The sequence below is a fragment of the Tannerella serpentiformis genome (assembly GCF_003033925.1).
Lineage (GTDB): Bacteria > Bacteroidota > Bacteroidia > Bacteroidales > Tannerellaceae > Tannerella > Tannerella serpentiformis.
The window spans coordinates 120384-144506 of sequence record NZ_CP028365.1 but is presented as its reverse complement, the minus strand read 5'-3'; the positions used below and the strand labels follow the sequence as shown (position 1 = coordinate 144506).

Annotated in this window: 20 protein-coding genes, 1 tRNA gene and 2 pseudogenes; 11 read left to right on the top strand and 12 right to left on the bottom strand. The window is 50.9% G+C overall.

All coding sequences use genetic code 11. The features are described from left to right. The first annotated feature begins 56 nt into the window (after positions 1-56). The 3 genes from C7123_RS00635 to C7123_RS00625 all read left to right on the top strand — a co-directional run bounded on the left by C7123_RS00635 (position 57) and on the right by C7123_RS00625 (position 4039). On the top strand, positions 57-551 hold the full coding sequence (locus C7123_RS00635; RefSeq protein WP_069175423.1) for a hypothetical protein: 495 nt from the start codon (positions 57-59) through the stop codon (positions 549-551). Positions 552-918: 367 nt separating this feature from the next. After that, on the top strand, positions 919-1593 hold the full coding sequence (locus C7123_RS00630; RefSeq protein ID WP_037996689.1) for an ABC transporter ATP-binding protein: 675 nt from the start codon (positions 919-921) through the stop codon (positions 1591-1593). Positions 1594-1675: 82 nt separating this feature from the next. Further along, a complete protein-coding gene (locus tag C7123_RS00625; protein WP_069175422.1) occupies positions 1676-4039 on the top strand; it encodes an ABC transporter permease in 2364 nt (787 codons plus the stop codon). On the opposite strand, the gene C7123_RS00620 is transcribed toward C7123_RS00625, so the two are convergent. Both C7123_RS00620 and C7123_RS00615 read right to left on the bottom strand, forming a co-directional pair. After that, positions 4026-4400: a hypothetical protein gene (locus C7123_RS00620; protein WP_159049782.1), complete on the bottom strand. Its 375-nt coding sequence runs from the start codon at positions 4398-4400 to the stop codon at positions 4026-4028. The two genes, C7123_RS00625 and C7123_RS00620, sit on opposite strands and share 14 nt — an antisense overlap. A gap of 81 nt (positions 4401-4481) precedes the next feature. Further along, the gene (locus tag C7123_RS00615; RefSeq protein ID WP_069175420.1) at positions 4482-4736 is read right to left on the bottom strand and encodes a hypothetical protein; all 255 of its coding nucleotides are present in this window, start codon (positions 4734-4736) and stop codon (positions 4482-4484) included. Between the two features lie 135 nt (positions 4737-4871). Between C7123_RS00615 and C7123_RS00610 the strand changes: the two genes are divergently transcribed. Together C7123_RS00610 and C7123_RS00605 are read left to right on the top strand one after the other, a co-directional pair. Next, entirely contained in the window at positions 4872-7253 is a 2382-nt protein-coding gene (locus C7123_RS00610) for an ABC transporter permease (protein WP_069175419.1), read from the top strand. A gap of 247 nt (positions 7254-7500) precedes the next feature. After that, a tRNA-Asp gene (locus tag C7123_RS00605) sits at positions 7501-7574 on the top strand. A 113-nt stretch (positions 7575-7687) separates the two neighbouring features. Here the strand turns inward: C7123_RS00605 and mobV are convergent. Next, positions 7688-8983, bottom strand: a complete 1296-nt coding sequence (gene mobV, locus C7123_RS00600; RefSeq protein WP_107490551.1) for a MobV family relaxase — start codon at positions 8981-8983, stop codon at positions 7688-7690. 648 nt (positions 8984-9631) lie between these two features. Here mobV and C7123_RS00595 point away from each other — a divergent pair. From C7123_RS00595 to C7123_RS13495, 6 genes and pseudogenes are all read left to right on the top strand, one after another. Then, complete coding sequence (locus tag C7123_RS00595) at positions 9632-11218, top strand: META domain-containing protein (RefSeq protein ID WP_069175418.1); 1587 nt, start codon at positions 9632-9634, stop codon at positions 11216-11218. Beyond that, positions 11218-12459, top strand: a complete 1242-nt coding sequence (locus C7123_RS00590; protein ID WP_159049781.1) for a trypsin-like serine peptidase — start codon at positions 11218-11220, stop codon at positions 12457-12459. The genes C7123_RS00595 and C7123_RS00590 overlap by 1 nt, the downstream gene beginning before the upstream one ends. A gap of 1275 nt (positions 12460-13734) precedes the next feature. After that, positions 13735-14697, top strand: coding sequence for a hypothetical protein (locus C7123_RS00585; protein ID WP_069175416.1), 963 nt, complete (start codon positions 13735-13737; stop codon positions 14695-14697). Positions 14698-14786: 89 nt separating this feature from the next. Further along, positions 14787-15350 (top strand): reprolysin family propeptide-containing metallopeptidase, encoded by a 564-nt coding sequence (locus C7123_RS00580; protein WP_159049780.1) that lies wholly within the window; start codon positions 14787-14789, stop codon positions 15348-15350. Between the two features lie 15 nt (positions 15351-15365). Beyond that, positions 15366-15815, top strand: a pseudogene (locus C7123_RS13535) (M12 family metallo-peptidase); the annotation flags it as partial. A gap of 87 nt (positions 15816-15902) precedes the next feature. Beyond that, a complete protein-coding gene (locus C7123_RS13495; RefSeq protein WP_083206885.1) occupies positions 15903-16799 on the top strand; it encodes a T9SS type A sorting domain-containing protein in 897 nt (298 codons plus the stop codon). Positions 16800-17227: 428 nt separating this feature from the next. Here the strand turns inward: C7123_RS13495 and C7123_RS00565 are convergent, their stop codons facing one another. From C7123_RS00565 to C7123_RS00520, 9 genes and pseudogenes are all read right to left on the bottom strand, one after another. Continuing rightward, positions 17228-17677, bottom strand: a complete 450-nt coding sequence (locus C7123_RS00565) for a DUF3408 domain-containing protein (protein WP_069176374.1) — start codon at positions 17675-17677, stop codon at positions 17228-17230. Between the two features lie 194 nt (positions 17678-17871). Beyond that, positions 17872-18180, bottom strand: a complete 309-nt coding sequence (locus C7123_RS00560; RefSeq protein ID WP_069175413.1) for a helix-turn-helix domain-containing protein — start codon at positions 18178-18180, stop codon at positions 17872-17874. A gap of 3 nt (positions 18181-18183) precedes the next feature. Continuing rightward, complete coding sequence (locus C7123_RS00555; RefSeq protein WP_069175412.1) at positions 18184-18453, bottom strand: helix-turn-helix domain-containing protein; 270 nt, start codon at positions 18451-18453, stop codon at positions 18184-18186. Positions 18454-18825: 372 nt separating this feature from the next. Further along, positions 18826-19903, bottom strand: a pseudogene (locus C7123_RS00550) (tyrosine-type recombinase/integrase). Between the two features lie 217 nt (positions 19904-20120). Then, a complete protein-coding gene (locus C7123_RS00545) occupies positions 20121-20966 on the bottom strand; it encodes a DNA adenine methylase (RefSeq protein WP_069175409.1) in 846 nt (281 codons plus the stop codon). Positions 20967-21223: 257 nt separating this feature from the next. Continuing rightward, positions 21224-22198: a hypothetical protein gene (locus C7123_RS00540; protein ID WP_069175408.1), complete on the bottom strand. Its 975-nt coding sequence runs from the start codon at positions 22196-22198 to the stop codon at positions 21224-21226. A 90-nt stretch (positions 22199-22288) separates the two neighbouring features. Further along, positions 22289-22792 (bottom strand): hypothetical protein, encoded by a 504-nt coding sequence (locus C7123_RS00535; protein ID WP_069175407.1) that lies wholly within the window; start codon positions 22790-22792, stop codon positions 22289-22291. A 230-nt stretch (positions 22793-23022) separates the two neighbouring features. Beyond that, on the bottom strand, positions 23023-23469 hold the full coding sequence (locus C7123_RS00525) for a hypothetical protein (protein WP_069175405.1): 447 nt from the start codon (positions 23467-23469) through the stop codon (positions 23023-23025). Between the two features lie 18 nt (positions 23470-23487). After that, positions 23488-23988 (bottom strand): phage virion morphogenesis protein, encoded by a 501-nt coding sequence (locus C7123_RS00520; protein WP_069176373.1) that lies wholly within the window; start codon positions 23986-23988, stop codon positions 23488-23490. Positions 23989-24123: the final 135 nt, after the last annotated feature.

Here is a 24123-nt window from a genome sequence, read left to right as displayed (position 1 = left end):
ATATTGCATTTATAGAAGTAAAAAACGAACTCGTAAAAACGAAAAACGTATTTCCGATGAAAGTCATCACACGTACCATTACGCATCAGGCAAAATCGGCCGGCGGACAGATAGAATCCATCATGTACCCGGCAAACTTCCCCGCCCCCGGCAGGGGGCTTGATCTTCTTTTGCCTTCTTTTCTTCCATCAAGGGAAGAAAAGAAGAAACAAGAGAGAAGAAAGCAATCGATAGATAGTGGCGCCGAATGGCATAATCTCCACACGGATTGCGAAAGGATAGAAACGAAGATGCAAGAGAGAATAAAGCAATCGATAGATAGTGGCGCCGAATGGCATACGCCCTTTATGCGCCACGGAAAGAGAGACGCCGTTTGGCGAGATACTTTTTTGGAGCAGAGAGCGCATGTTGCCATTTGGCGAGACAGGCGCTTGGAGGAGAGATCTTCACACGCAAGGTTTCAAATGAGGATTTCTGGAGAAAATAGTAATCCGTATAAATCTTCTTTAGTTGCTCTATCAGAGCAATTAAGAGACATTTTTGCGGCTTAATTGCTTCAGCCGAGCAACTAAGAGACATTTTCACAGCTTAATTGCTTCAGCCGAGCAACTAAGAGACATTTTCACGGCTTAATTGCTCTAATGAAGCAACTAAGAAACATTCTTGCGGCTTAATTGCTTCAGCCGAGCAACTAAATAAGATTCATGCGGTTTAATATTTTCAAGCCGAGCAAGAGGCAAATCGTTTTACAGGAGACCTTTTCGAAATCGAAAATGTGTGTTGCCGTTTGGCATGATTCCCATAGGGGAGAAAAGAATCATACCGCACTTTTGCAATACCCTTTCTCGAGATCGAAAAACGTGCTCTCATTTTCACCGACAACAAATAGACATTCATTTTTATAACACGCAAAACATCATGATCAAAGTAGAGAATCTGACAAAGTATTTTGAGACCGAAGAGATCCAAACCATCGCCCTGAATAAGGTCTCGTTAGAAGTGGCGGACGGAGAATTTGTGGCTATTATGGGCCCGTCAGGTTGCGGCAAGTCCACCTTGCTCAATATTTTAGGCCTGCTGGACAACCCGACCGAGGGTAACTATTATCTGGACGGCCGCGAAGTGGGACATCTCCGCGAAAAGGAACGCACCGAAGTGCGCAAAGGGCAGATAGGCTTCGTGTTCCAAAGTTTCAATCTGATCGATGAGCTGAATGTTTTTGAGAACGTAGAATTACCCCTGACGTATCTCGGCATCAAAGCATCGGAGCGAAAGGAACGCGTGCAGAACATCTTGAAGCGAATGAGCATCAGTCATCGGGGGCGACATTTCCCGCAGCAGCTTTCTGGCGGCCAACAGCAACGCGTGGCAATTGCCAGGGCCGTTGTTGCGAATCCAAAATTGATCCTGGCGGACGAGCCGACAGGAAATTTGGACTCAAAAAATGGCTTGGAAGTGATCCGTCTCCTTAACGACCTGCATGACGAAGGCACGACGATCGTCATGGTGACTCACTCGCAGCATGATGCAGGCTTTGCGAATCGCATCATCAACCTTTTCGACGGACAAATTGTGAATACAACGCGTTTATAAGGCGTATCGGACGACGATGGCTGGGGCGAATGCTGTTTCGCCCCCGTTTATCCTCATTTTTTATCCCTGTAATTGATTTTCTATGCATACGATATACAGAAATCTCCTGAGCATTTTTCGCCGATTCAAGATGGCGACCCTTTTTAATTTATGCGGGTTGGCGGTGGCTTTTTCTGCCTTCATGACAATCCTCATGCAAGTGGAATATGATTATACTTTTGATCATTTTGACCCAAACTATTCGCGGATATTCCGTGTGGAGTTTGTGCATAAAGAGGGCGGAGTGCAAGCAATCCTTAGTAGGCCCATGATTGAAACGCTCATTGCTTCATCACCTCATATTCAGGCGGGAACGTATCAAAACATGGATTATGATTTTGTTTTTTCCATAGAAAATGGTGCTGACAAAAAGAAATTTCGAGAACTGTATCAAACCGTTTCTCCGGGATTTACCGACGTCTTCCACTTTGATTTTGTAGAAGGCTCGCCAGATGTCTTGAAGACTCCCGATCAAGTGATGATCCCCGAGAGTATGGCCCGCAAGATATTTGGCCAGGAATCAGCAGTCGGGAAAAAGCTCATCAACCCATATCTCACGCCGACGGTGGGTGCGGTGTATCGCGACTTCCCCGATAACACGCTGGTGAGTAACGTGATTTATCACGCCATCTCAGAGCAAGAGAATAAAACGAACTGGGGCAATTGGAACTACACCGCCTTTATTCGGGTGGACGACGCGGCCAACCTCCCGACCATTGAAGAGAACTTCAAAAAGCATTTTACGAATGTCTTGAAGGAACAATTCGGAGCGGAAGGTGTCGCGGAGTGGGAAGCGGTAGGTGCCGACCTGCGTTTTACTCCCCTGCCGGATGTGCACTTCGTTTCTAATGTGCAGTTTGACAACATGCCGAAAGCCAACGCCCAAGCCCTGCATGTGTTGACGGCCATCGCATTCGTCGTGCTCCTGATCGCGGGAATAAATTTCACCAACTTCAGCATCGCACTCACGCCCATGCGCATTCGAAGCATCAACACGCAGAAAGTACTCGGGAGTTCGGTCGGGAATATCCGCCGCGCTTTGGTGGCAGAGTCTACTTTGATCAGTTTGGCCGCATACATTTTAGCGGTAGGGCTTGTTGCGCTCTTTGCGCGTAGTCCGCTTTCTGCATTAGTCACTACCGACCTCGGAATTTTATCGCACAAAGTCGTTGTAGGAGCAACGGCGTTCATTGCTTTATGCACCGGACTTGCAGCGGGCCTTTATCCGGCTTTTTATATGACGTCTTTTCCGCCCGCACTCATTCTGAAAGGCAGTTTTGGCCTATCCACACGCGGACGGGCCTTGCGCAACGCCCTGATTGGTGTGCAATACTTTGCATCCTTCGCGCTCATCATCGGGGCGGGGTGTATGTATTTGCAAAATCACTTTATGCAGCACGCACCGTTGGGTTACGAACGTGATCAGATCATTATTGCCGAGCTGAGCGATGAGGGCCGATTGCATCCGGAGACTTTTATGAACAAAATCAAGTCGTACGCAGGTGTTTCAGGCATTACGCGCTCCGAACAAATCCTATCCAGTGCGGATTCATACATGACTTGGGGCCGGGATTATCGCGGCAAACAGATAGATTACGTAGTCATCCCCGTGGAAGCTTCGTTCCTCGATGTTTTGGGCATTTCGGTCAGCGAGGGGCGAACGTTCCGAACGGAAGATGCCCTTACACGGCATGGGGCATATGTATTTAATGAACGCGCAAAGCAAGAATATGGGCTGGAATTAGGCGCGATGATCGACAGCACCCAAATCGTCGGCTTTATGTCAGACGTGAAGTTTGCATCGTTCCGTAATGCAGTCGAGCCGATGGCATTCTATGTGTGGGGAAAGGAAAATTGGGGAAACAACTCCCGCTACGTTTATATCCGTATGAAAGCGGGCACAGATATGCGTGCCGCAATGGAGCATGTACAGTCTGTGCTGAAAGAATTGGATCCGGACTATCCGTTCAACGTATTTTTCTTCGATAAAGTCCTCCAGCAACTCTACGAGAAGGAGCGCGCCGTCGGTTCTTTGATCACGCTGTTCAGCGCGATAGCCATTTTCATCTCGATGGTAGGCGTGTTCGGCCTCGTGGTCTTCGACAGCGAGTATAAAAGGAAGGAGATCGGCATCCGGAAGGTTTTTGGCTCGTCCACGAGGCAGATTCTGGTTCGTTTTAATCGCACCTATTTCAAGATTGTGATCGTGTGCTTCGTCATAGCCGCCCCCGTCGCCTATTATGGCGTGTCGCAATGGCTCACGAACTTCGCCTACCGCACGCCGATCCGCTGGTGGATCTTCGCACTCGCATTTATCGCCGTGACAGCGATCACGTTTTTCACGGTAACGTTTCAGAACTGGCGCGCCGCCAATGCCAATCCGGTAGACAGCCTCAAGAGCGAATAAAAAGGTATAGCGAAACGGCAAGAACGAAAAATGCCCCAAGTCGAGAGCCGAGCAGTTTGCCGGGTACTTTTTTCGAGCGCATGATTGTCTTCCGCAACTTGGCAGAGGTCAATTTGTTTCGTTTGAAGTACCCGGCCAACTTGGCAGGCATCCCTTCTTTCTCGCATAAGTGGTCCCTTCTTTTCTTCTCTTGATAGAAGAAAAGAAGGCAAAAGAAGATCAAGGCGGCTTCGGCCGCCGGCGAAGTTTGGCCGGATACATGCAACTTGGCACGAGCCTCTTTGTTACGTTTGAAGTACCCGGCCAACTTGGCAGGCATCCCTTTGTTACGTTTGAAGTACCCGGACAATTTGGCAGGCATCCCTGATGCCTTGATTTTCTTTTGCCTCCTTTTCTTTCATCAAGGAAAGAAAAGGAGAAAGAGGATCCTCCATTTCTCACATCAAGAAAAAGCCTGAAATCGAGAGCGGAGCAGTTTGCCGGGTGCTTTTTTCGAGCGCATGATTGTCTCCCGCAACTTGGCAGAGGTCTCTACTTTCTCGCAAAAAGAGTCCCTTCTTTTCTTCTCTTGATAGAAGAAAAGAAAGCAAAAGAAGATCAAGGCGGCTTCGGCCGCCAACGAATTTTGGCCGGATACATGCAACTTAGCACGAGCCTCTTTGTCGCCTTTGAAGTACCCGGCTAACTTGGCAGGCATCCCTGATGCCTTGATTTTCTTTTGCCTCCTTTTCTTTCATCAAGGAAAGAAAAGGAGAAAGAGGAGCCGCCTTTTTTCGCATCAAGGAAAGAAAAGGAGAAAGGATCCAAGCAATTCAAATACAGTTTCTCCGATATGAAAACGATATCCCGCAACCTACTCAGCATCGTCCGCCGCTTCCGTGTGGCGACCGTGCTCAACGTCTTCGGCCTCTCATTCGCCTTTGCAGCCTTCATGACGATTCTCATGCAGGTCGATTACGAGCGAAATTTTGACCGCTGTCACCCCGAGGCCGAACATATTTTTCGAGTGGATCTCTCGCAACCCGGCGAGTTCTCCACTGTCCTGCCGCGTGCCTTCGTGGAGGCCGTCATCGCCTCGTCCCCACATATTGAAGCAGGCACGCTGATCAACCCCTTCGTCGGCGAGGTCTATTTTACGGTCGTGGGAAACGACGGCACCCGTCATGGCTTCCGCGAAACAGTGCAGACGTGTCACCCGACGCTCGTCCGAACATTTAATTTCCCCATTACGGAAGGCGACACCGATTGTCTCCGCAGTCCGGATAAGGTGCTGATCCCCGAGAGCATGGCTCGCCGACTTTTTGGATCCGTGTCGGCCGTCGGGCGTCCATTGCGCGCCGAAGAATCGATCTGGAGCAAAAGCCGCGACGACGATAGCACGCAGTTGGAGCTTACGGTGGGTGCCGTCTACCGTGATTTTCCGGGGAATACGCAGCTGCGCAACGTCATCTATACCGCCATCGATGGAGCATTTCTGAAGGAGAATTACGACGCCAGCAACTTCATCTGTTACGTTCGCTTGGACAATGCCGCCTCAGCCGTCGACGTAGAGGAAAACTTCAATCGACATTTCAACTTTAGCCAAATCGGCCATCCGGTTGAGCAGATGAAGCTCACGCCCCTCACCAGTATCTATTTTATGAACGAGAGCGGCGACGGACGTCTTTTTCGGAGTGGTAACGCCGATGTTGTAAATCTACTTATGGGCATCGCACTGCTGATACTTGTCATTGCAGCAGTGAATTACACCAATTTCAGCACCGCCATGACACCGCTGAGAATGAAGAGCATCAATACGCAGAGAGTTTTAGGCAGTACAAATTCCGCTCTTCGCCTCTCGCTACTGATCGAGGCTTGTGCCATTTGTCTCACGGCGTTTTTGCTCGCGGTAATACTTGTTTGGGGCATGCATCAGAGCCGTTTGCTGGCTTTCGTTGAGGCCGACACATTGCCGCTTCATCACCCGGTACTTTTATTGGTTACCGCCATTGTATCGTTACTCGTCGGCCTCGCAGCAGGCGTCTATCCGGCTTACTACATGACCTCTTTCCCACCTGCGATGGTGCTGAAGGGTAGCTTCGGCCTCTCACCTCGCGGAAGGAGGCTCAGGCTCATGCTCGTCAGCCTGCAATTCGTCATATCGATGACGCTGATCATTGGCGCGGGCTTCGTTCAGTTGCAAAACCGTTTTCTGCGCACCCACATCATCGGTTTTGACCGCGATCAAATCGCCGTGGTAGAGCTCAACGGAGCCATCGCTGGTCATCATGCCCGTGAGTATGTCGACGGATTGAAATCTTACGCAGGTATTGAGGACGTGGCGTTTGCCTCGGAGAAGATCGGCGCGAAAGATGTCTACATGACGGAATCGTCAGACTACAACGGCCGCAATTTTTCCTACAATCTAATCTACGTATCGTGGAACTTCCTCCGGACAATGGGCATTCACATAGTCGACGGCCGCGATTTCACCGAGGCCGATGCGCGCAGTGACCGGCCAGCCTTTATTTTCAACGATCACGCTCGGCGCAGTCTGCAGATGTCCGTCGGTCCTTTCAAATATTGGCGTGACAACTCGGGCGACCTTGTCGGCTTCACGGGCGACTTGCATATCGCTTCGCTGCGACAAGAATCGACCAACATATGCCTTGCTGCCAGTCCGCTCGGTTCCCGTCTGCCCGTCTCTTACATCCGCCTAAAGTCCGGCACCGACGTTCGCGCCGCTACAGCACACATCCGAAAGACCGTAGCCGCCATCGATCCCTCTTTTCCGATCGATATCACCTTCTACGACACAATCTACAACGAGCTTTATCACCGCGAAACGACACTACGCACGCTCATCACATTTTTTGGTCTGCTGGCCGTGTTACTGTCTCTCGTCGGCGTATTTGGCCTTGTGGTGTTTGACAGCGAGTACCGTCGGAAGGAGATCGGCCTCCGCAAAGTTTTCGGATCGTCTACCGGACAAATTCTTATCCTATTCAATCGCACTTATCTGCGTATTGTCGCTATCTGCTTTGTTGTAGCCTCGCCCGTGGCTTATTACGGCGTAACAAAATGGCTCGAACATTTCGCCTACCGTACCCCGATTCGTTGGTGGGTATTTGCGATAGCATTTGTAGCAGTCTCGGCCATCACTTTTATCACCGTAACGTTCCAGAATTGGTGCTCGGCTAATGCTAATCCGGTGGACAGTCTAAAAAATGAATGAGGGCAGCGGGAAAGGGAGCTGTGCTTCCGCACAGGCCTCAATTGACTGTTAAATCACTCATTTTCAAATTGTAGGTAAGGGGTTAATATGCGATGTATTCCTCTCGGAATGTACGCATGCTCCTCTTTCCCGAGATTTTTTCTCGAGAAATTTTGCGTGAAAGCTTTGCGCGTTTGAAAAAGCCATTATCTTTGCAGCGCAATCAAGGAAACGAAGAGACGTTCAAACAAGAGATTGCTCCCAATATGGTGTGGTAGTTCAGCTGGTTAGAATACCTGCCTGTCACGCAGGGGGTCGCGGGTTCGAGTCCCGTCCATACCGCAGCAAACGTCAATAATCAACACGTTGCACAGTTTACACCCGATTTCATACAATGTGAAGTCGGGTGTTTTGTTTCTATATGCTCGGAATAAGCCGTCTAATGAGTTGGAATTTCACCGCCTCACACCGCGGCTTTGCTTGCGAGGGATGCCCATATCCTCACGCAACCGATCCATGCGTTGTCTGAACCATCGGACGAAATCCACGCCGTCAAGAAGCAGCGTGAAGTGTTCGTCGGTTTCCTTTTCATGGCCAAAGGCGACGGATGTGTTCTCTGCCGGGAACTTGCGGTCGAATTCATCTGAATAGAGCATTCCGGACACTTTGAGCGGTTTCAGCCCGCACAGTTTCCGACATAGTTCTTCGGAGAAGTGCATTGTCTTCCGAAAGAAATCAACGAGCGGCAGCAACTTCTCCACCTGAGGGAAATAGCGCTTCACCTTTTCGATGTATTCAACCAGTCGCGAACGCTCTTCTCGATGTGCTTGCTCCATCTGACGGAAATGTTGTTCACGCTTTTGAGCTTGACTTTCGAGGGATTCAATCTGCTTTTTCAACGCCTCGTTCTCCTTCTCGAGAGCCTTGACTTTGCCGCCGCCGAAGAGTGAACCAATGCTGTCTGTGATCTGGGTGGCAGCCGTTACGGCTGATCCCTTCAGACGTTCGACCTGAACTTCTCTTTTCGCTTGTCGGAGCGCTTCATCTGCGACGGTCTTGTCGGCCTGCAGCTGAGTGATGTCTTCTTGCAGTTCATGGCTTTGCTTCTTCAGGTCGCGATAGTATTGCTGAGTGGAGATGTGTCGAGCCTCCGAGCCATCGATTCCTCGCTGTAGCCCGTGGTGGCTCATGGCTTTGGCGTATCCGTCTTGGTGGGATTTGAGCCTCCCGCGGGTCATGATGTCGTCAGCACATAAGCGGGGTGTGTCGGCCGATTTCTTGCGATAATGCCTCTTGACTTGATCCTCTTTTTTTCGGCGTGTGCGTGCCGCCTGAACAATGGGGACGAGGGTGGCGTGGATATGTGGTGTTTTCTCATCCATGTGCAGGTGAGCTGAGACGATGTTTTCCCGCCCGAAGGTGTCGAAGAGGTATTGGAGGCTGTCGGCGCACCAAGCGTCGAGCTGTCCTGTGGCTTCGATGCGTGCCATATCCTCGGGCGATCCCGAGAGGTTGATACGGATGGCTCGCACCTGATTGCTGCCGATTTTTCGTTTCAGTCCGGCATGCTCCAAGCGATGTTGGATGGCGGCCGTGCGATCTTTCACTCCCTCGGGGTATTCGATGAGTGTCCGATTGAGGTGCGTGCGACTTTCGTCAGCATTCTTCGGATGCGACGTCCGCTCGATGTGTGAGGTCATGGCGCTGTCCGAGCCGCGTGCTTTTTCCCCATAAAACAAAAGAATGGGGATTTAAGTGCTTGCCAGTGAGTGGATAATGATTGCTCTGCTCACCCAAAGGGAACGAATAGGAAACGAGCGAGGTGCTCCTACTTTCGTCACTTTGCTGTAGTCATAAGACATCTCATTTCTCGCCCGCAAAGGACGCCAAAATCTTCGACAAACGTCACAGCAAAAGTTTTGAAGCCTGCGAAACTTCCGCAACGGCTACGGAGGCCTACCCTTCGATGATTACGTAGCTTCCTTTTATCGAAATGCTGTCGATGGCGGAGGGTGTTTCCTTCGCGCTCATATCGGACTTGACAAGTAACTGACGAATGATCACTTGTCAGAAAGTTTTCCCTCTCTGTAAGTTCTATAGGATACGAGAAGCGGGAATCAGGGGAGAGCGAAGTTTTTCATCGAATAAAAAGTTTGATTTGCAGGAAAAAGAGATCTTTTGAGAGTAAAACGCCAAGAATTATGGAAAACAACTTTCGTATTACAACTATATATGCTATATTTATGTCGAATATTCAACAGGTTATTTATATGAAAACTATAGAGAATACTCCGCCAGACCTATTTGGGCGCCCTTAGGAACCGCACCCCGGAGGCGCAGCGAGATCAATCGATCCGGACAAGCGGATTTTTGACTAACCCCAAAAACGTTGATGAGAAATGAAAACGAAATACATGATATGGATCACCGCCCTGCTCCTGTTTGTGACGGGATGCGGTAAGGAACCGCTGACACCAGCGCCACCTCCCCCGACACCGACGCCTCCCCCGACCGAATTATCCAAGCAGTGGCACTTGGTCAGCTTTGTCCACGCGGCAGACAGCACAGTGACGCCTCCCGGGCGGATGGCGTGCAAAGGTTGCTTCAGCCTGGCATTAGGAGCGGACGGGACGATCAGCGGACAGGGTTTCCTCACCGTGTTTGCCGGCTCCTATCGGGTGCATAACGGCGACATTACACTCGAAGGGATCGGCGGTGCAGCAGACGGTGAGCAGCCCGACGGCAAGCAATACATCGAGGCCTTGCGCACGGCGGTTCGCTACGAAATCCTCTCCGCCCGACGCATGCGGCTGTATTACAACGGCGGGAAGGATTACCTGCTGTTTCGTGAATGGGGGGAGGCGGACAGCAAGATTCCGGCCGCGCTGCTCGATAATATGTGGAAGCTGTCGGGCTTTGTCCGGACGGCGGACGGCGTGGTGCAGGAAGTGCAGTCCGGGAACTGCGGACGATGCTACAGCATGCAGATGCTTTCGAACGGCGTGATCGCCGGACGCACGTCGGCCAACGAGATCCACGGGAATTTTGAAGTCTGGGGCGATCAAATCCGGATCGACCGCTTCTTCGCCGTCCAACCGACCCGAGACGAACCTACCGACGGTAAGCGATACATCGCCACCATGCCCGAAGTCACCCGTTACGAGGTCAAAGACGGACAGCTGAAACTCTACTACAACGACGATGAAAACTACCTGCTTTTCCGCGCATGGAAAGAGTCGAAAGAGGAGATCATCCCCGAGGCGCCACCGGCCGAATTACTGGGCCGGACGTGGCGACTGCTCGGCTTCGGCGGCCCATTCGACTATGCCGTGCGCGAGCCCGAACCGACGGAATGCCGGGTGTGCTACACGCTGACGTTCTCGAAAGACGGCACGATGAAAGGCCGCACCTCATCCCGCGAAATCTCGGGGCAGTACAAGGTGCGCGGCGGCACGTTTGTGATGCTCTTTTCCGCCAACGAATCCGCCGAATCGTCGGCCGACGGGCGGGAATACATCCGGGCCTTGGACAGCATATCTACGTACATTCTGTCCGGCGATCGGCTGACCTTTTACAGCGAAGATCAAAGGCGGCATCTGCTGTTCTGCGACGAGAAGGCGCTGTCGTTCGATCGGGTTCCGCCCGGGCTGTCCGGCGTATGGAAGTTGGTCGGCTTCGTCAGCGCGGACGGCATCCTGAGTGAGGCGGATCCGAAAGATTGCGATCGGTGCTACACTATCTCGTTTTTAAAAGACGGCTATCTGACAGGACGGACAATCAACAACGAGGCATGGGCACGCTACCAATTCAATGGCCACAACATACGCATCAGAGATTTTGGGATGACCATGGTGGGCGAATATGGTGATAGCGATACTTACGTGAAGGCCTTAAAACAATCCACCCGCTACGAACTCGTCTCAGGTCGGTTGAGATTATATTACAACAATGATAGGGATTATTTACTGTTTAAAAAGATACAATGATGAGACAGACTATTTTATTAATGAGCTTATTCATCTGCGTTTTCTTTTCGGTTAATGCGCAGATAAGTACCGATGAAGAGCCTGTGAGCTTTAGGGAAGGTAATATACCCTCTCGCTTCTCGGTATCGCAGGATATCAGGATCATGCCAGCGTTGGATATGAACCGCATCGAACAGGAAGATGCGAAAGACGAGGCAAACGGACTTCCTCCTCGCTTCGGTTATCCTCACGAGGTTATCCTCGATTTGGAAAATTCCGGTCACTGGCAAGAACTTTCCAATGGAGATAGATTGTGGCAATTGACTATACGCTGTCCACAAGCGCTTTTCATAAACCTGCTTTACGATAGATTTTGGCTTCCGGAAGGAGGAAAGTTTTTTATTTATACGACTGACCGAAAACATTCGATCGGTGCCTTTACTTCGATAAATAATAAAGGTGGTCGAGATAATGTACAGGGCTTTGCTACGGGATTGCTGTATGGAGACGAGGTTACGCTGGAATATTACCAACCTAAGCAAGTAACAGAACAGGCAATTATATCTGTGTCATCTGTAATTCATGGGTATAAATACGTGCGGATTGCAAGCGATAAAAAGCTCACCAATTCAAATTCTCCAGTTCCACCTGGTTATTGCTTTGTGGAAATAAGTTGTCCGGAAGAGCGTGATTGGCAAAAAGAAAAAAATGCGATAGCGATGATTGTCAAAGGAGAGAGGGCTATCGGAACAGGTGCTCTGATAAATAATACAAAGAACAATGGCGAACCTCTATTTTTAACAGCGAACCATTGTCTTGACAACAAATATGATGCTAGAGGAAATCGGGCTATAACCGATTGGTTGTTCTATTGGCGTTATGAAGATCCAAATTGTAAATATGTATCGGCGATAAAGCCAAAATTTTCGACATCTGGAGCAGAGGTTATTGCCAATAACCCTGGATCTGATTTTGCTCTATTAAGATTGGCAGAGGATCCTTCACGTATAGTGGAAGTAACACCTTATTATTTGGGATGGGATCGTTCTGGAAATCCTGGAGGGCAAGGTGCTTCTATCCATCATCCTTTTGGCTCAACCATGAAAATCAGCATTGTTAAAGATAGGCCATTAGAAGTCGACTATAAACCTGAGAATAACCATGTTGCGAGATGTTGGAAAGTTAATTGGAGCAAAGGAATGATAGAACAGAGTTCATCTGGGTCACCTCTTCTTAATGCGGAGCACAGGATTATTGGATAATTATATGCGGGAACGTGCTATTGTGACGAGACTTATAATCCGAGAAAAGATGCCTATTATGGTTATTTCCACGTTTCATGGACTGGAAAGAATGACCCAGACGAACGTCGTAGTTTAAAAAGATGGCTTGATATAGCAAATATAAATCCTCAAACATGGAATGGGATTGGTGTTATAAATACTTCATCCTCCATCTCCGGCCCCACCGTAGTATGCGATCAGGAGACGTACACCATCCAAAATCTTCCGTCTGGAGTTTCGGTGCAATGGAGTACGAGTAACGGAAACTTGCAATTGATTTTCAGGGCAAGGAGCGAGAACCGCTGTGTTCAGGAAAAACGGTTCAGGGGAATGTATGATTCGAGCAAGAATTGCATCATCTACCATTACATATCGCGTTTGGGCAGGGGTGCCATCCCGAGTCGATTATATTGAAGGGATGAGGGAAGGATCTCAATTTAAGCCGAATTCCACATACGTTTTCCCCATAAAACAAAAGAAGAGGGATTTAAGTGCTTGCCAGTGAGTGGATACGGATTGCTCTACTCACCCAAAGGGAACGAATAGGAAACGAGCGAGATACTCCTGCTTTCGTCACTTTGCAGTAGTCATAAGACATCTCATTTCTCGTCCGCAAAGGTGCCAAAATCTTCAGCAAACGTCACAGCAAAAGTTTGAGAGCCTGCGAAACTTCCACAACTGTCCTCCATTTCACGTTTGAACCTTCACTTCCACCGCTCACTCGGTAGGGGATGCTATAGGTGTATCTGTCGAAGAGGCGGCAGATAATGATCCCTATCCGATACGTGCCGAGCTTGAGACGGTGCGTATCGATGACGGTGAAGATGCTGCAATGTTCGATGCGGTCGAGGGAGGTATCGAGTTACAGGCCGTAGCAGCACTCGGCTAACGAGGTGCAGAGGCATTGCGCTGCCTCGTTTGTCAGGCAAATGGAGATGTCGCTAAAGTTCTATAGGATGCGAGAAGCGAGAATAGGGGAAGAGCGAAGTTCTTCTTCGATTGGAAAGTTTGGTTTGTAGGGAAAAGAGATCTTTTAGAAATAAAATATCAAGAAGCACAGAAAACAACTTTCATATCACAACTATATACGCCATATTTGCGTCGAACATTTAATAGGTAAGTCTTATGAAAGCCATAGATAATACTCCACCAGCCCCATCAGGGCGCCCTGAAGCAACCGCACCTCCGGAGGCGCAGCGAGAAAAATCTTTTCCGGGACAGCGGACTTGTGATTAACCCTAAAAACAAAACAAGATGAAGACAACAAAATATATCACATGGATCGGAGCCCTTCTTTTGCTGTTGGCAGGGGCGGGGTGTGGAAAAGAGAAGGAGGATGTTCCGGTCGTAGTGGATCAGGATACGATATCGACGCGACCCGATACAGGTGCGTTGCGACCCCATGACGATAATAGATTGAACTCATTCCCGCCTTCCGAAATACTTGGAACATGGAAATTGATCGGTTTTGGAGATGCGATCGGCAATACATTTCGGGAAGTTGAGCCTAAAGATTGCAAAAAGTGTTATACGATAACGTTTCGGAGAGATGGAATATTTACGGCGATTTCGTCCGAAAATATGATTTGGGGAAGTTTTCAAGTGATAAATGCGAGGATAAACGTTGGAAATTGGTCTGAATTAGGAATAGACGAATCAAACGAGGGGAAATCCTATGTAGCTGCTATACGCAAGATGACACGGTATGAAGCTACATTAAAACAATTACGGCTGTATGACGAAGCCGGGAGGCATTTTCTGTTGTTCGCAGAGAGTGAAACACGGGATGAATTGGAAGCACAACGGAATCAAATATTGGATCACATCTTATGCCGCGCTCCAATGCGTCGTGATCGAACGTGTGCTATTGTAGGGAAATGGAAGCAAGCGATGGTGTACGATAAGGAGGATAGTACAGACTGTTCATGCCACGATCTTATTTACGAATTCCGCGATGACGGTACGCTCATCGTATCCGGTGAGAGCGAGATGGGGCAATCGTACCCTCCTGTTTTGGGCACGTACCGATATACATACAGCGAGATTTCGGATTGCCCAACATGTTTTCCGGCCGCCAATCTTTCAATAATAGATGCTTGGGGAAAGTCTACGCACCTATTTTGTTTCGTGGGGATAAGTACAATGGATATCAAACGACTAAACAAACCGGATGCAATTTTGGGAACATATAATAGAATATATATACGGACTAATTAAGAACTCGATTATGGAAAAGCGATTTTTGACAGTGTTGCTATTTACCTTTGCATTTATAACATATGTATTGGGGCAAGAGAACAGTCTATGTGAAAAAAGTGTATCAAACAAAGGGGTTAAATGTTGAATTTATAGACATTTCATCATCTCTTGCCAAGGCAAGGGATGAGATTGCTATGCGGAAATATTTTACGCATCCTGAAAGTGTTTCTTATTTCCATTATACACCCATGGAATTAAATTCTGAAAATCGAGCCATACGATTAACTATTCCTATTGGAGGGAGGGACAGGGCATTGGAATTGGTGGAGGCTTCGGACCCTTTTTATGATTACGAAGTTGAAACGCCGGACGGAGAGGTTCGTAAAGCAGATAGAAGTATAAGGCATTTCCGAGGTATAATAGAGGGGGTGCCCAATAGCTTTGTTGCTATATCCTTCAATAAGGACAAGATGTTTGGCATTGTATCTACCAATGAGGGTAATTACAATATCGCACCAATAAGAAGGTTAAATAAAATAGTTGTTTATGACGCTCAAAATCTAAATTCAAAATTAGATTTCATCTGCGGTACTACAGATGAGTATCCCATATCTTATTCATCTGATATATTAATGGAGAGCTTTTCAAAAAGCTTTCAATCGGCTATTTAGGGAAAAGTCGTTTGGGTTTATCTTGAAACCAGATACAATATATATCAATCAAGGGGCAGCATTAATGCCGTTGAAGAATATATTTCTAGTATTGTCAATCAACTGTTCGCTCTTTTTCAAAAAGAAGGCATACAGCTGAATATATCAAAAATATACATCTGGAACAAACAAGACCCCTACACTAATAGTGGTGACAAAGAACGTCTATTGTCGCAATTTCAAGATCAAAGAACAGATGGTTTTGATGGAGATCTTGGACAGCTGCTGACTTTCGAAAACATTGGATGTTTAGCAGCTGGAGGGTATAATGGATTATGTAATCCAGATGCACGTAGAAAGTTAAGTTTAGCAGGTATAAGCCGTTCTGGAGATGACCTCCCCTCAAGTTCTAACTGGTCTGTATATGTTATGGCGCATGAACTCGGTCATCTATTAGGTTCTAAGCATACGCATGCGTGTGCTTGAAATGGAAATAATACGGCTATAGATGGCTGTTATAAAACAGAGGGGAATTGCACAAAGCCAGCTATACCAACCAATGGAGGAACAATCATGAGTTATTGTCATCTGCAGGATTGCGGTATTAATCTCAGTTTGGGATTTGGCCCACAGCTGGGTGGTGTTATACGAAATAGTGTAAGAAAGGCAACATGCTTATCTACTTGCTCCATCTCTGGCTCTTCCTTTATTTTTTGTAATAATTCAGAGAGATACACTATTCAAAACTTACCAGCTGGAGCATCTGTACGATGGAATGCGAGCAATAGTAATTTGCAATTGGTCTCCGGACAAAGAACAAGAGAGGCCGTATTTTCAAGAAGGAGCAATGGGAAAAGCGCAATTAAAGCTCAAATAACCATCAATGGAAGCTCGATTAGTGTGGAAAAAAAAGATATTTTAGTTGGGGAACGACCGGAAATTCGGGGTATTGATGGATATGAATCGTTGCCTGCTCCAGGGGCTGAATATTATAGAGCGCATGTTTCCGGTAATACAAGTTGTATTTGGGAGTGTAATGACAAAACGTGGTGTGAAATTACCCCTTTCAAATCAAGTGCAGTATATGATTTTAAGAGAGCCGGTATCTATATTATATCTGCAACCGGTGTGAATGATTGTGGCCGTTCTAAAACCGTATCTTATACTGTAAGAGTTGATAATCGCCGCACGTTTTCTCTCTCCCCCAACCCCGCCACGGATGTAGTGACACTCAAACTGACGGAACCGGACGATGGCATTTTGTCTCCCCAAGGTCAAGGCTCTTTGACCACAAGGGGCGTTACAAGTACGTATGAGATTCAGCTTTGGAATGGGCTAACGATATTGAAATCGTTCAAGACGAATCAGCCGACTTTCCAGATCCCGATCGCGGGACTTCCGGCAGGGTTGTATTTCGTGCGTGTGATCAAAGACGGACAGACCTATACCGAGAAGTTGATCAAGAATTAGCCTCGAAAGGATCGCTGTGTAAAAGCAGCATGCAAGCAAACTGTTATCGGGCAGGCCGAAGGGATGAAAGTCCCTCGGGCCTGCCCGATTTTCGTATGGACGAACGGCAACGCCCCCTCCGCTTCCCTTTCATCGCCCTCTTTAGCTTCGGGTCGGCTTTGGTGCGGACGTTCCACTTCGAGGGGGCGCACGGGGAGCTTGGGTCGATTCATAGGGGGGGGGTCGTATAAGATCAGATGGCGACTTTGGAGCCGAACCGCCGCGGAGAGACCGCTCCGGGCGCAAGGCGTTTTGTAGCACAAAACGGTTTTTGTGTCACAAAAACACACCTTGCCCGGCCCCGGAACGGGCCCTGTCCGTAGCCTGAATGCTTGCACTCAACACATGCAGGTGTTCGGATGGACACGGAACGCAAAGTGTGCATGTGTTCAGAGCTTTCGCCAGACTTCGATGCAGTCCTTGTACCCGTCGAGATGCTCGCGAAGCACGCGCTCGACATAGCCCGAGATGCTGGCGCCTCGCAGGCCGATCCGGCGGACGACAAAGTCTAATCTCTGCTGGGTCTCGTCAGAGACGTAGACCGCCCTGCGGTGGCTGATGCGCGCGGGTTGGAGGTACGTCTCTCGGAACGCCGCCAAATCCTCCTTGTGGTTCTTGAGCTTGCCGACTCTTCGAGGAGTCGGAGCGGGTGGTGGGGCCGCTATGACTTCCTCCTTGGGCTTATCCGCCTCCGTCTGAGGATGAATGACTGCCTCCTTAGCCTCCTCCGCCTCCGCCGGAGAAGGATCGAACGCGCTTTTTGTCGGCGCTACCTCTACCGGCGGATCGAAGAAAGGCGACTCTTCCACCGTGCGCCGTTTGACGCCCATGTCGCCCATCTCTTTCAGCTTGGCGGTCAAGACGGCTTGCCGCTGTTCTTCCGTCGGCTTTGCGGGCGGATCAAAGAATAGCGATTCTTCCGCCTTGGCCTCCGCCTCCACTTCCGCCTTGCGCTTGGTTTCGGCATTGCCGCCCATGCCGCCCATCGCTTCCTGTTTAGCGGCTAATCTGGCGCGCCGTAGTTCTTCTATCGTCATACCGAAGGCTTTTGAATGGGATTATAATGTCGGTCGAGCATCGTTTGCAGGTCGCTCTGTTTGTAGAGGATCTTGCCACCGATTTTGTAGAAGGCCAAGAGGCCGCGGCCGCGGTACTCCTGCAGCGTGCGGGCGCTGAGCTTGAGCCGCTCGCAAACCTCCTCGCCAGTGAGATAAACCTCCCCTGCGAGCGTGGGGCGGGCCGAGGCGCAATAGCGCTCCAGCATCTTCAATACGCCCGCCATGAGCTGGACAAACAGTTGCATTTGAGGGCTTTCTTCCGTAATGATTGCATGCTCTGCCATCGTTCATTCAGCGTTTGAATTCAGTAAATCAGCGATGTCGCCGGCTTTGTAATAACACTTATGCCCGACCATGGAGAAGGGGATTTTGCCCGTATCTCTCAAGGTTTGCAGGGTGCGAGGGCTGATGCTCAGCCGGCGGCATACGGCGTCGTTGTCGAGCCATTCGTCGACCTCGGGCGGATTGCCAATGAGCCGCTCGATGCGGTGGATGAAGTCGGCAAAGGCGGAGCGATGTCGCTCCCAAGCCTTGCCATCTAACAGGATGATTTGCATGCTGCTTTGATAAGTATGAGGTTGCGTAATTGGATTGAAGCAAGCCAGTGCGACTGCCCGCGCTTGCTGTTTCTTTTGACAGCAAAAGTCGGCGAAAGGACACGCTGCGCCATGGATTGATGGAACACTGAGGATAAGGAGGGAGAACGCTGGAAACAGGCGGGCTTAATCGTGAGAAATTCTCCGGCAGGCGGCCTGCCAACATCGCTGGAGTGTTCGATGACTCTGGCAGGCGGCCTGCCAACATCACCTGAGTGTTCGATAGCCCTGGCAGGCGGCCTGCCAGCATCACCAAAGTGTCCGATAGTCCTGGCAGGCGGCCTGCCAACGTCACCGGAGTGTTGGACCACTTTGGCAGGCCGCCTGCCAGAGTCATTCTTGATCGAACGCCCTCTTCCTCGGCGGACAAACTCGCAAGGCACGGCGTAGCTTCTGCGTCTGCTCGCTGCCCATCAGCGGACGCATCTCTTGGGCGATCTTCTGCTTGCTCACCTTGGCATATAACTCCGTGGCGGAGATAAAACGATGCCCCAACATCCGACTCACGGTCTCGATGGGCAGGCCGTTTTCTAAGCAGATGGTGGTTGCGAAAGTGTGGCGCGCGGTGTGCGAACTGGCCTCGGTGTGCGGCGAGCAACCAGCCTTGACGAGCAGCTCGCGTATCTTGCGATTGAAGTGGCTGTTCACGGGAAACTCCCGAAACCATAGCCTCTCAGTACGACCCTGTCCCACGTAGGCGAGTATCTCTTCGGCGATGGGAAGCAGGGGCACGATGCTGCCGCTCTGCGTCTTGGTGCGACAGATGGAGAGGTATCGGCGCCCGTCGCTGAGCGTGTAAACATCCTCTATGCGGAGCTTTTTGAGGTCGGAGAATGCCAGGCCGGTAAAGCAGCCCAAGAGGAAGATCAGCCGGAAATGGTTGTCCACGGAGCGATGCGGGCGATAAGCCAAAAGCCGTTGCAGGTCTTCGGCACTGAGGGCGTTGCGTTCGTAGGCCGGCGTCTCGATGTCGATCAGGTCGAACGGATCCTCTCTCAGCCCCGCCTCTAACATCGCCCGCCGGAAGACTTGATGCAGACGCCTCAGGTAGACGGCTACCGAACTCATCTTATAGCCTAAGTCGCGCAACATGTAGAGGCGATAGGCTTCTATCAGCGCCTTGTCCACCTCGTGGGGCAAACTGCGCTGCAGCCCGCGTGTGTCAAGGACTCTTGTAGCTGTCTCGAAAGCCCCGCGCTGTGGCCTTGCTTTTATGGGCCGCCTTCTCCTCACAAAGAGCCGAGTAAATGTCGGCGAACGTCTGCCGCGGCTTGTCCTGAAGCCGGTATTGCTCCTTGAGATACTCGGCCGTGATGTATCGCTCCTCCCGGAGCGTGCGCTCATAGAGTGCATTCAATTGTTGTTCGATGTCACTCAGCGCATGATTGACACCTATAATCCGCAAAACGATTTGTCCGAAATCTCAAAACGATTTGTCCGAAGATTGGGGTGACACCACCGCTTTTTTCGGACGCGTCGTTTTTGGGTGGTTTGTATATCCTTAACGGTTCGCCCGGTGGGGCGTCGGTGCGCTGCTGTCCAGATATGGTTGACCCCGCATCTCCTCTGCCTATGGCTGGGGGTGCGGGGTCTTCCTTTTCATGGCCGCCTTGGATAATGGGCGGGTGTTATGCTGTCGGCGCGGAGCTGTCCCCCGTAGGACTATCCTCCGAGGGTAGAGTCGGGTCGGGCGCTGGAGTCAGGGTGGACGGGTCGTAGTTCATCGTGAGCACCTCTATCTTGCGTCCGCCGCCGGCTGAGCGTTGCTGCTCTACCTCGACAGTGTGCCAGCCGTGTGTTGCGGTACGCTCGGTGAGCAACTCCGAGGGGTAGGAGGAAAGCATGAATCGCCCCTTGACCTCGGAGAGCACCTCAAGCAGGCGCCCGAAGTCCTCCTCGGTGTAGCCACCATAGTGTCCCATGTCGGAGTTGAAGTAGGGCGGGTCGACATAGAAGAATGTCTCCGGGCGGTCGGCCCGTCGAATGACGGTCAGGGCGTCGCGGCTGAAGATGGACGTGTGCTCGAGTCGGCGGGTGTAGTCGGCTGTGAAGGATGCCTTGCGACCTTGGATCTGCCCGGCCACGTTGCGCGTCATGCTACATTTCCATGTGCTGCCGAGAATGGCGTAGAAGGACTGGTGCGAGAGCGTCCACACGGCCCATGCGCGGCGGACGGGCGAGTGTCCCTCAGGGGAACGGTAGATGGCGCGAGCCTCGCGGTGGGCGTGCTCGCTGTGGAGCGTGCTGTCGACTTCGCGTTTCAGGGCCGGGTAGTCCGTCTGAAGGACGCGGTAGAAGTTTGTTACCTCACCGTCGATGTCGTTGATGAACTCCACTGGTGCCGGCTGCTTGGCCCAAAAGACCGCACCGCCTCCGAAGAAGGGTTCTACGTAGATGTTGTGCTCAGGGATCATCGGCAGGATGGCGCCGAGCATTTTCTGTTTTCCGCCGTAATAGGTAATCGGCGTCTTCATGATTGGTTTGTTGTTAGTCATTTAGTCGTTGTTTAATCAGTATTCGTATATCGTTTAAATTCTATTTTTGCGGCCTCTCTCACATAAAAATAGGTGCTGCTACACCGAATCAAAGGCCATAAAAAGCCTCTGTCGTGGTGTAGCAGCACCTTTATCATTCCGGGCCTGTGTGAGAGCTATCCCGGGTGGAGACAGGGGCTTCTTTTTTGCCCCTACAGTTAGCCGTCTCCCTTGTTTGTTTGTATTTAGTTGATTGGTTACACGATGGCCGTGACCTTGTCCAGATTCACCCAGTAGGGGGCGTCTTTCTCGTTGTAAAACTTCACTTGTCGGAGCTCGAAGTCGACGGCCGTCACGTAGACTGTCCGCCCATCCATCAGCCGCGCCCTGGTCTTTCGTGTGAAAGCGAGAGCGTCGAAGGCTTCGGGGGTGATCGGCGTGGGTCCTTGCACCAACGTAGGCTGGGGCGGTACGACCGGGGCCGCGGGATCCAGCGGGCGGATAGGTGGTACCACAGGCGGTTCGATGGGGGTAGCCTTGCGCTCGAAGTCGGGCGTGTAGGTCACGTTCGGGTCGCCGCCGGCCATCATCTGGCCTACCTGCCGGCCGATGGCGGTCATCTTCTCACAATAATACTTCTTGCGGGCGCTTTGGATGTCTGTGATCCCAAGGGCGCGGTAACGCTTCACGATGGCCTTCTCGTAGTCGAACTTCAAATCATCGATACCGAGGCCCTTCTCCAGCGCCCTTTGTGCGGCGGGGCTGAAGAGGGTGCCCCAAACAATGGGCGTGCCCTCGATTTTGTCGATCACCTCCGAGGGGGTATCCGTTGCAAGGTTCACGCCCCATCGGGGGTGCTGAATGAGCTGCAATTTAGCCCGGGCAAAGTCCACATGACTGGTGTAGTTGGCATACGGATCGAGACTTCCCTCTACTTTGTCATCTCCAAGTCGCCCGCTTTGCCCGCGGCGTGCCTTGATGTTGCAGTAATTGTAGTCGCCTACAGGCTTCATGCCTGCGCCGGTGTCCAGTACGTCCATCGCAATCATCAGCTGGCGCATCGCGTTGCTGAGCGTATTGTCAGCCTCGAAGTAGGCGCGGTCGCTGGCCTTGACAAAGTCGGGGCGGGTGTTGGGCCCAAAGGCGCCCTTGACGGGTTGCCCTTTATAGCTGTAGGGGGCATAGGCCGGGATAAACTCCGGCGGGATGGTAATTTTTGTTGGAGTGTTCATTGTTGTTGAATCGTCTATTTGTTGGGTTGTTGAGGGAGGGGGCGACCGAAGCTGCCCCAGCTACTCACCAAATATTAACCGTTGCCTTGGTTACTTACATATCGCGTCGATCTCAGCGTCAGAGAGGGTGCTGGGCGGTGTGTTCCATTCGTCGATGTCCTCTTGCCGAATGTTGCCGGCGGGGGAGTTCTGGAAGACGGGGTCGACCTCTTCACCAGCGCTGTCGCCGAAGGCCACACTGACCTCGAAATGGCCCGTCATGCCGTAGCGCGTGGTCTCGTAGACGGAAGGCGCGGGGGTGCGAACGATGACGAAGGCGTAGGGATCGAAGGCGATCCACTCTCCCTCATACTTGCCACGCACGAGCACTTTGTATTTCCCCACGCGGACGGTCAGCGTCTTGTCCAAGAGCAGCGTCAGGCAGTCACCACTCACGCGGAAATGTTCACCGGGGTTCAGCTCTGTGCGGACGTTCATGTTGTCGCATAGCAGGGCCACGGTGAGGTCAGTTACCTTGGAGAAGTCGATGAAGCGCTTGCATTTCTTCAAGTTCAGGTTGAAGGTGGCCGATGCGCCTTGGTTAACTACCTGCATGGCTTTGCCTCCTTTTCGTCTGTGTCCCCCACTTGGCGGCGGATGGCCTGAATGATCCGAAAGGCCAGTTTTCCCTCTATGTTCTGAAGGACGTCGTTATATATAATCCGCCAATCAAAAAGTACAAGGTTTCCAATCAAAAAGTACAAAAACGGGGCGTGTTTTTCGTGCCCCGTTTTTTGTATCCCTTTCACACCTCGAAGGGGGGTATTTTCACCCCTTTTGATTGTCTACTTTACTTCTTGGAAGGTCGTCGAGTAGATCAGATTGAACACGACGATCTTATTGCTGCGTGTCTGCATTGTGGCACGGCTGCGGCTGAGGGTGGAAACCGTATCGCCCAGCGTCTCACCTTGGAGGGCATCGTGTAGCTTTTCCACCGTGTCGAGCATTTGCAGGGCCATGTCGCGCACCTTTTCAGGGGCGTGGTTGTGCGTTTCGCCAGCCGGTGGAAAGGCCACGCGTAGGGTGATGTCAGCCATTACCAATTGCGTATTCACTTCCACGGCAAGGTCACGGCAATTCGTGTAGTCGATGCTCAACAGACAGCAAGGCCATTCCACGGGCGGGCGTTCGCCGGATGCGCTCAGCTGCCCGCGGTCGAAGTCTATAAAACGAATCTCGGGCACACACTGCCCGATTCGGTCGCATAAAGCGATAAACAGTTCCTTATTCATTGCCTCTATTCTATTTGATTACAGTATGCCATCGATGGCCTCATCGAGACGCTTTTTGATGCGGTCGGCCATGTCTCGAGAATAGCCCATGAATTGCCGCTTGGGGATATTCATGTGACGCGTGTGCGCCTTTACCGTGCCCGGGGCGTCGCCGGCATCCGCCTTTTTCTTATTCGCTTTGCCCTTCGTGCTGCGCACGTAGGACTGTATAGCCACATCCCCCTCGAACCCCTCATTGTGCACTTGTGCGTAGGGCACTTGGGCATTACCGGCTGAGATGACGACCTTATCCGGCCCCACGTAGGCGGGACGGATACTATTCATCAGATTACCGCTTTGCACCAATAGGGAGCCGCTCTTTTTCGGTCTGCCTAGTATCCACGGAGATCCATCGAACCCTTTCACCGCAAAGCGCTCTTTGTAATACTCTACCGCTGTCTCTGACACAATGGCAGGCGCAGTGCTCAAAATCTTTTCCGGTAAAGCCTTCAAATAATTCTTGAACTCATCTATATCCATATTCTGTTCCCTGTTTCGTTGTATATTTGCATTGAAGTTTGCGGTCGCGGGTAAGGCTATAGGCATCTCGGGGATGATGAGGCTTTCGCCGACTGGATTCACAGCGTGCCCGCAGACCAATCCCCATAAGCCGGA

What these genes read in the sequence shown, in the direction of transcription:
- C7123_RS00590 (WP_159049781.1), top strand. Translation starts at nt 11,218, where the DNA reads ATGAGACAGACTATTTTATTAATGAGCTTATTCATCTGCGTTTTCTTT.
- C7123_RS00545 (WP_069175409.1), bottom strand. Translation starts at nt 20,966, where the DNA reads ATGAAGACGCCGATTACCTATTACGGCGGAAAACAGAAAATGCTCGGC.
- C7123_RS00635 (WP_069175423.1), top strand. Translation starts at nt 57, where the DNA reads ATGAAAGTCATCACACGTACCATTACGCATCAGGCAAAATCGGCCGGC.
- C7123_RS00625 (WP_069175422.1), top strand. Translation starts at nt 1,676, where the DNA reads ATGCATACGATATACAGAAATCTCCTGAGCATTTTTCGCCGATTCAAG.
- C7123_RS00535 (WP_069175407.1), bottom strand. Translation starts at nt 22,792, where the DNA reads ATGCAGGTAGTTAACCAAGGCGCATCGGCCACCTTCAACCTGAACTTG.
- C7123_RS00520 (WP_069176373.1), bottom strand. Translation starts at nt 23,988, where the DNA reads ATGGATATAGATGAGTTCAAGAATTATTTGAAGGCTTTACCGGAAAAG.
- C7123_RS00555 (WP_069175412.1), bottom strand. Translation starts at nt 18,453, where the DNA reads ATGCAAATCATCCTGTTAGATGGCAAGGCTTGGGAGCGACATCGCTCC.
- C7123_RS00610 (WP_069175419.1), top strand. Translation starts at nt 4,872, where the DNA reads ATGAAAACGATATCCCGCAACCTACTCAGCATCGTCCGCCGCTTCCGT.
- C7123_RS00630 (WP_037996689.1), top strand. Translation starts at nt 919, where the DNA reads ATGATCAAAGTAGAGAATCTGACAAAGTATTTTGAGACCGAAGAGATC.
- C7123_RS00620 (WP_159049782.1), bottom strand. Translation starts at nt 4,400, where the DNA reads ATGCCTGCCAAATTGTCCGGGTACTTCAAACGTAACAAAGGGATGCCT.
- C7123_RS00565 (WP_069176374.1), bottom strand. Translation starts at nt 17,677, where the DNA reads ATGGGCGACATGGGCGTCAAACGGCGCACGGTGGAAGAGTCGCCTTTC.
- C7123_RS00615 (WP_069175420.1), bottom strand. Translation starts at nt 4,736, where the DNA reads ATGCCTGCCAAGTTAGCCGGGTACTTCAAAGGCGACAAAGAGGCTCGT.
- C7123_RS00585 (WP_069175416.1), top strand. Translation starts at nt 13,735, where the DNA reads ATGAAGACAACAAAATATATCACATGGATCGGAGCCCTTCTTTTGCTG.
- C7123_RS00540 (WP_069175408.1), bottom strand. Translation starts at nt 22,198, where the DNA reads ATGAACACTCCAACAAAAATTACCATCCCGCCGGAGTTTATCCCGGCC.
- C7123_RS00595 (WP_069175418.1), top strand. Translation starts at nt 9,632, where the DNA reads ATGAAAACGAAATACATGATATGGATCACCGCCCTGCTCCTGTTTGTG.
- C7123_RS00525 (WP_069175405.1), bottom strand. Translation starts at nt 23,469, where the DNA reads ATGAATAAGGAACTGTTTATCGCTTTATGCGACCGAATCGGGCAGTGT.
- C7123_RS00560 (WP_069175413.1), bottom strand. Translation starts at nt 18,180, where the DNA reads ATGGCAGAGCATGCAATCATTACGGAAGAAAGCCCTCAAATGCAACTG.
- C7123_RS13495 (WP_083206885.1), top strand. Translation starts at nt 15,903, where the DNA reads ATGAGTTATTGTCATCTGCAGGATTGCGGTATTAATCTCAGTTTGGGA.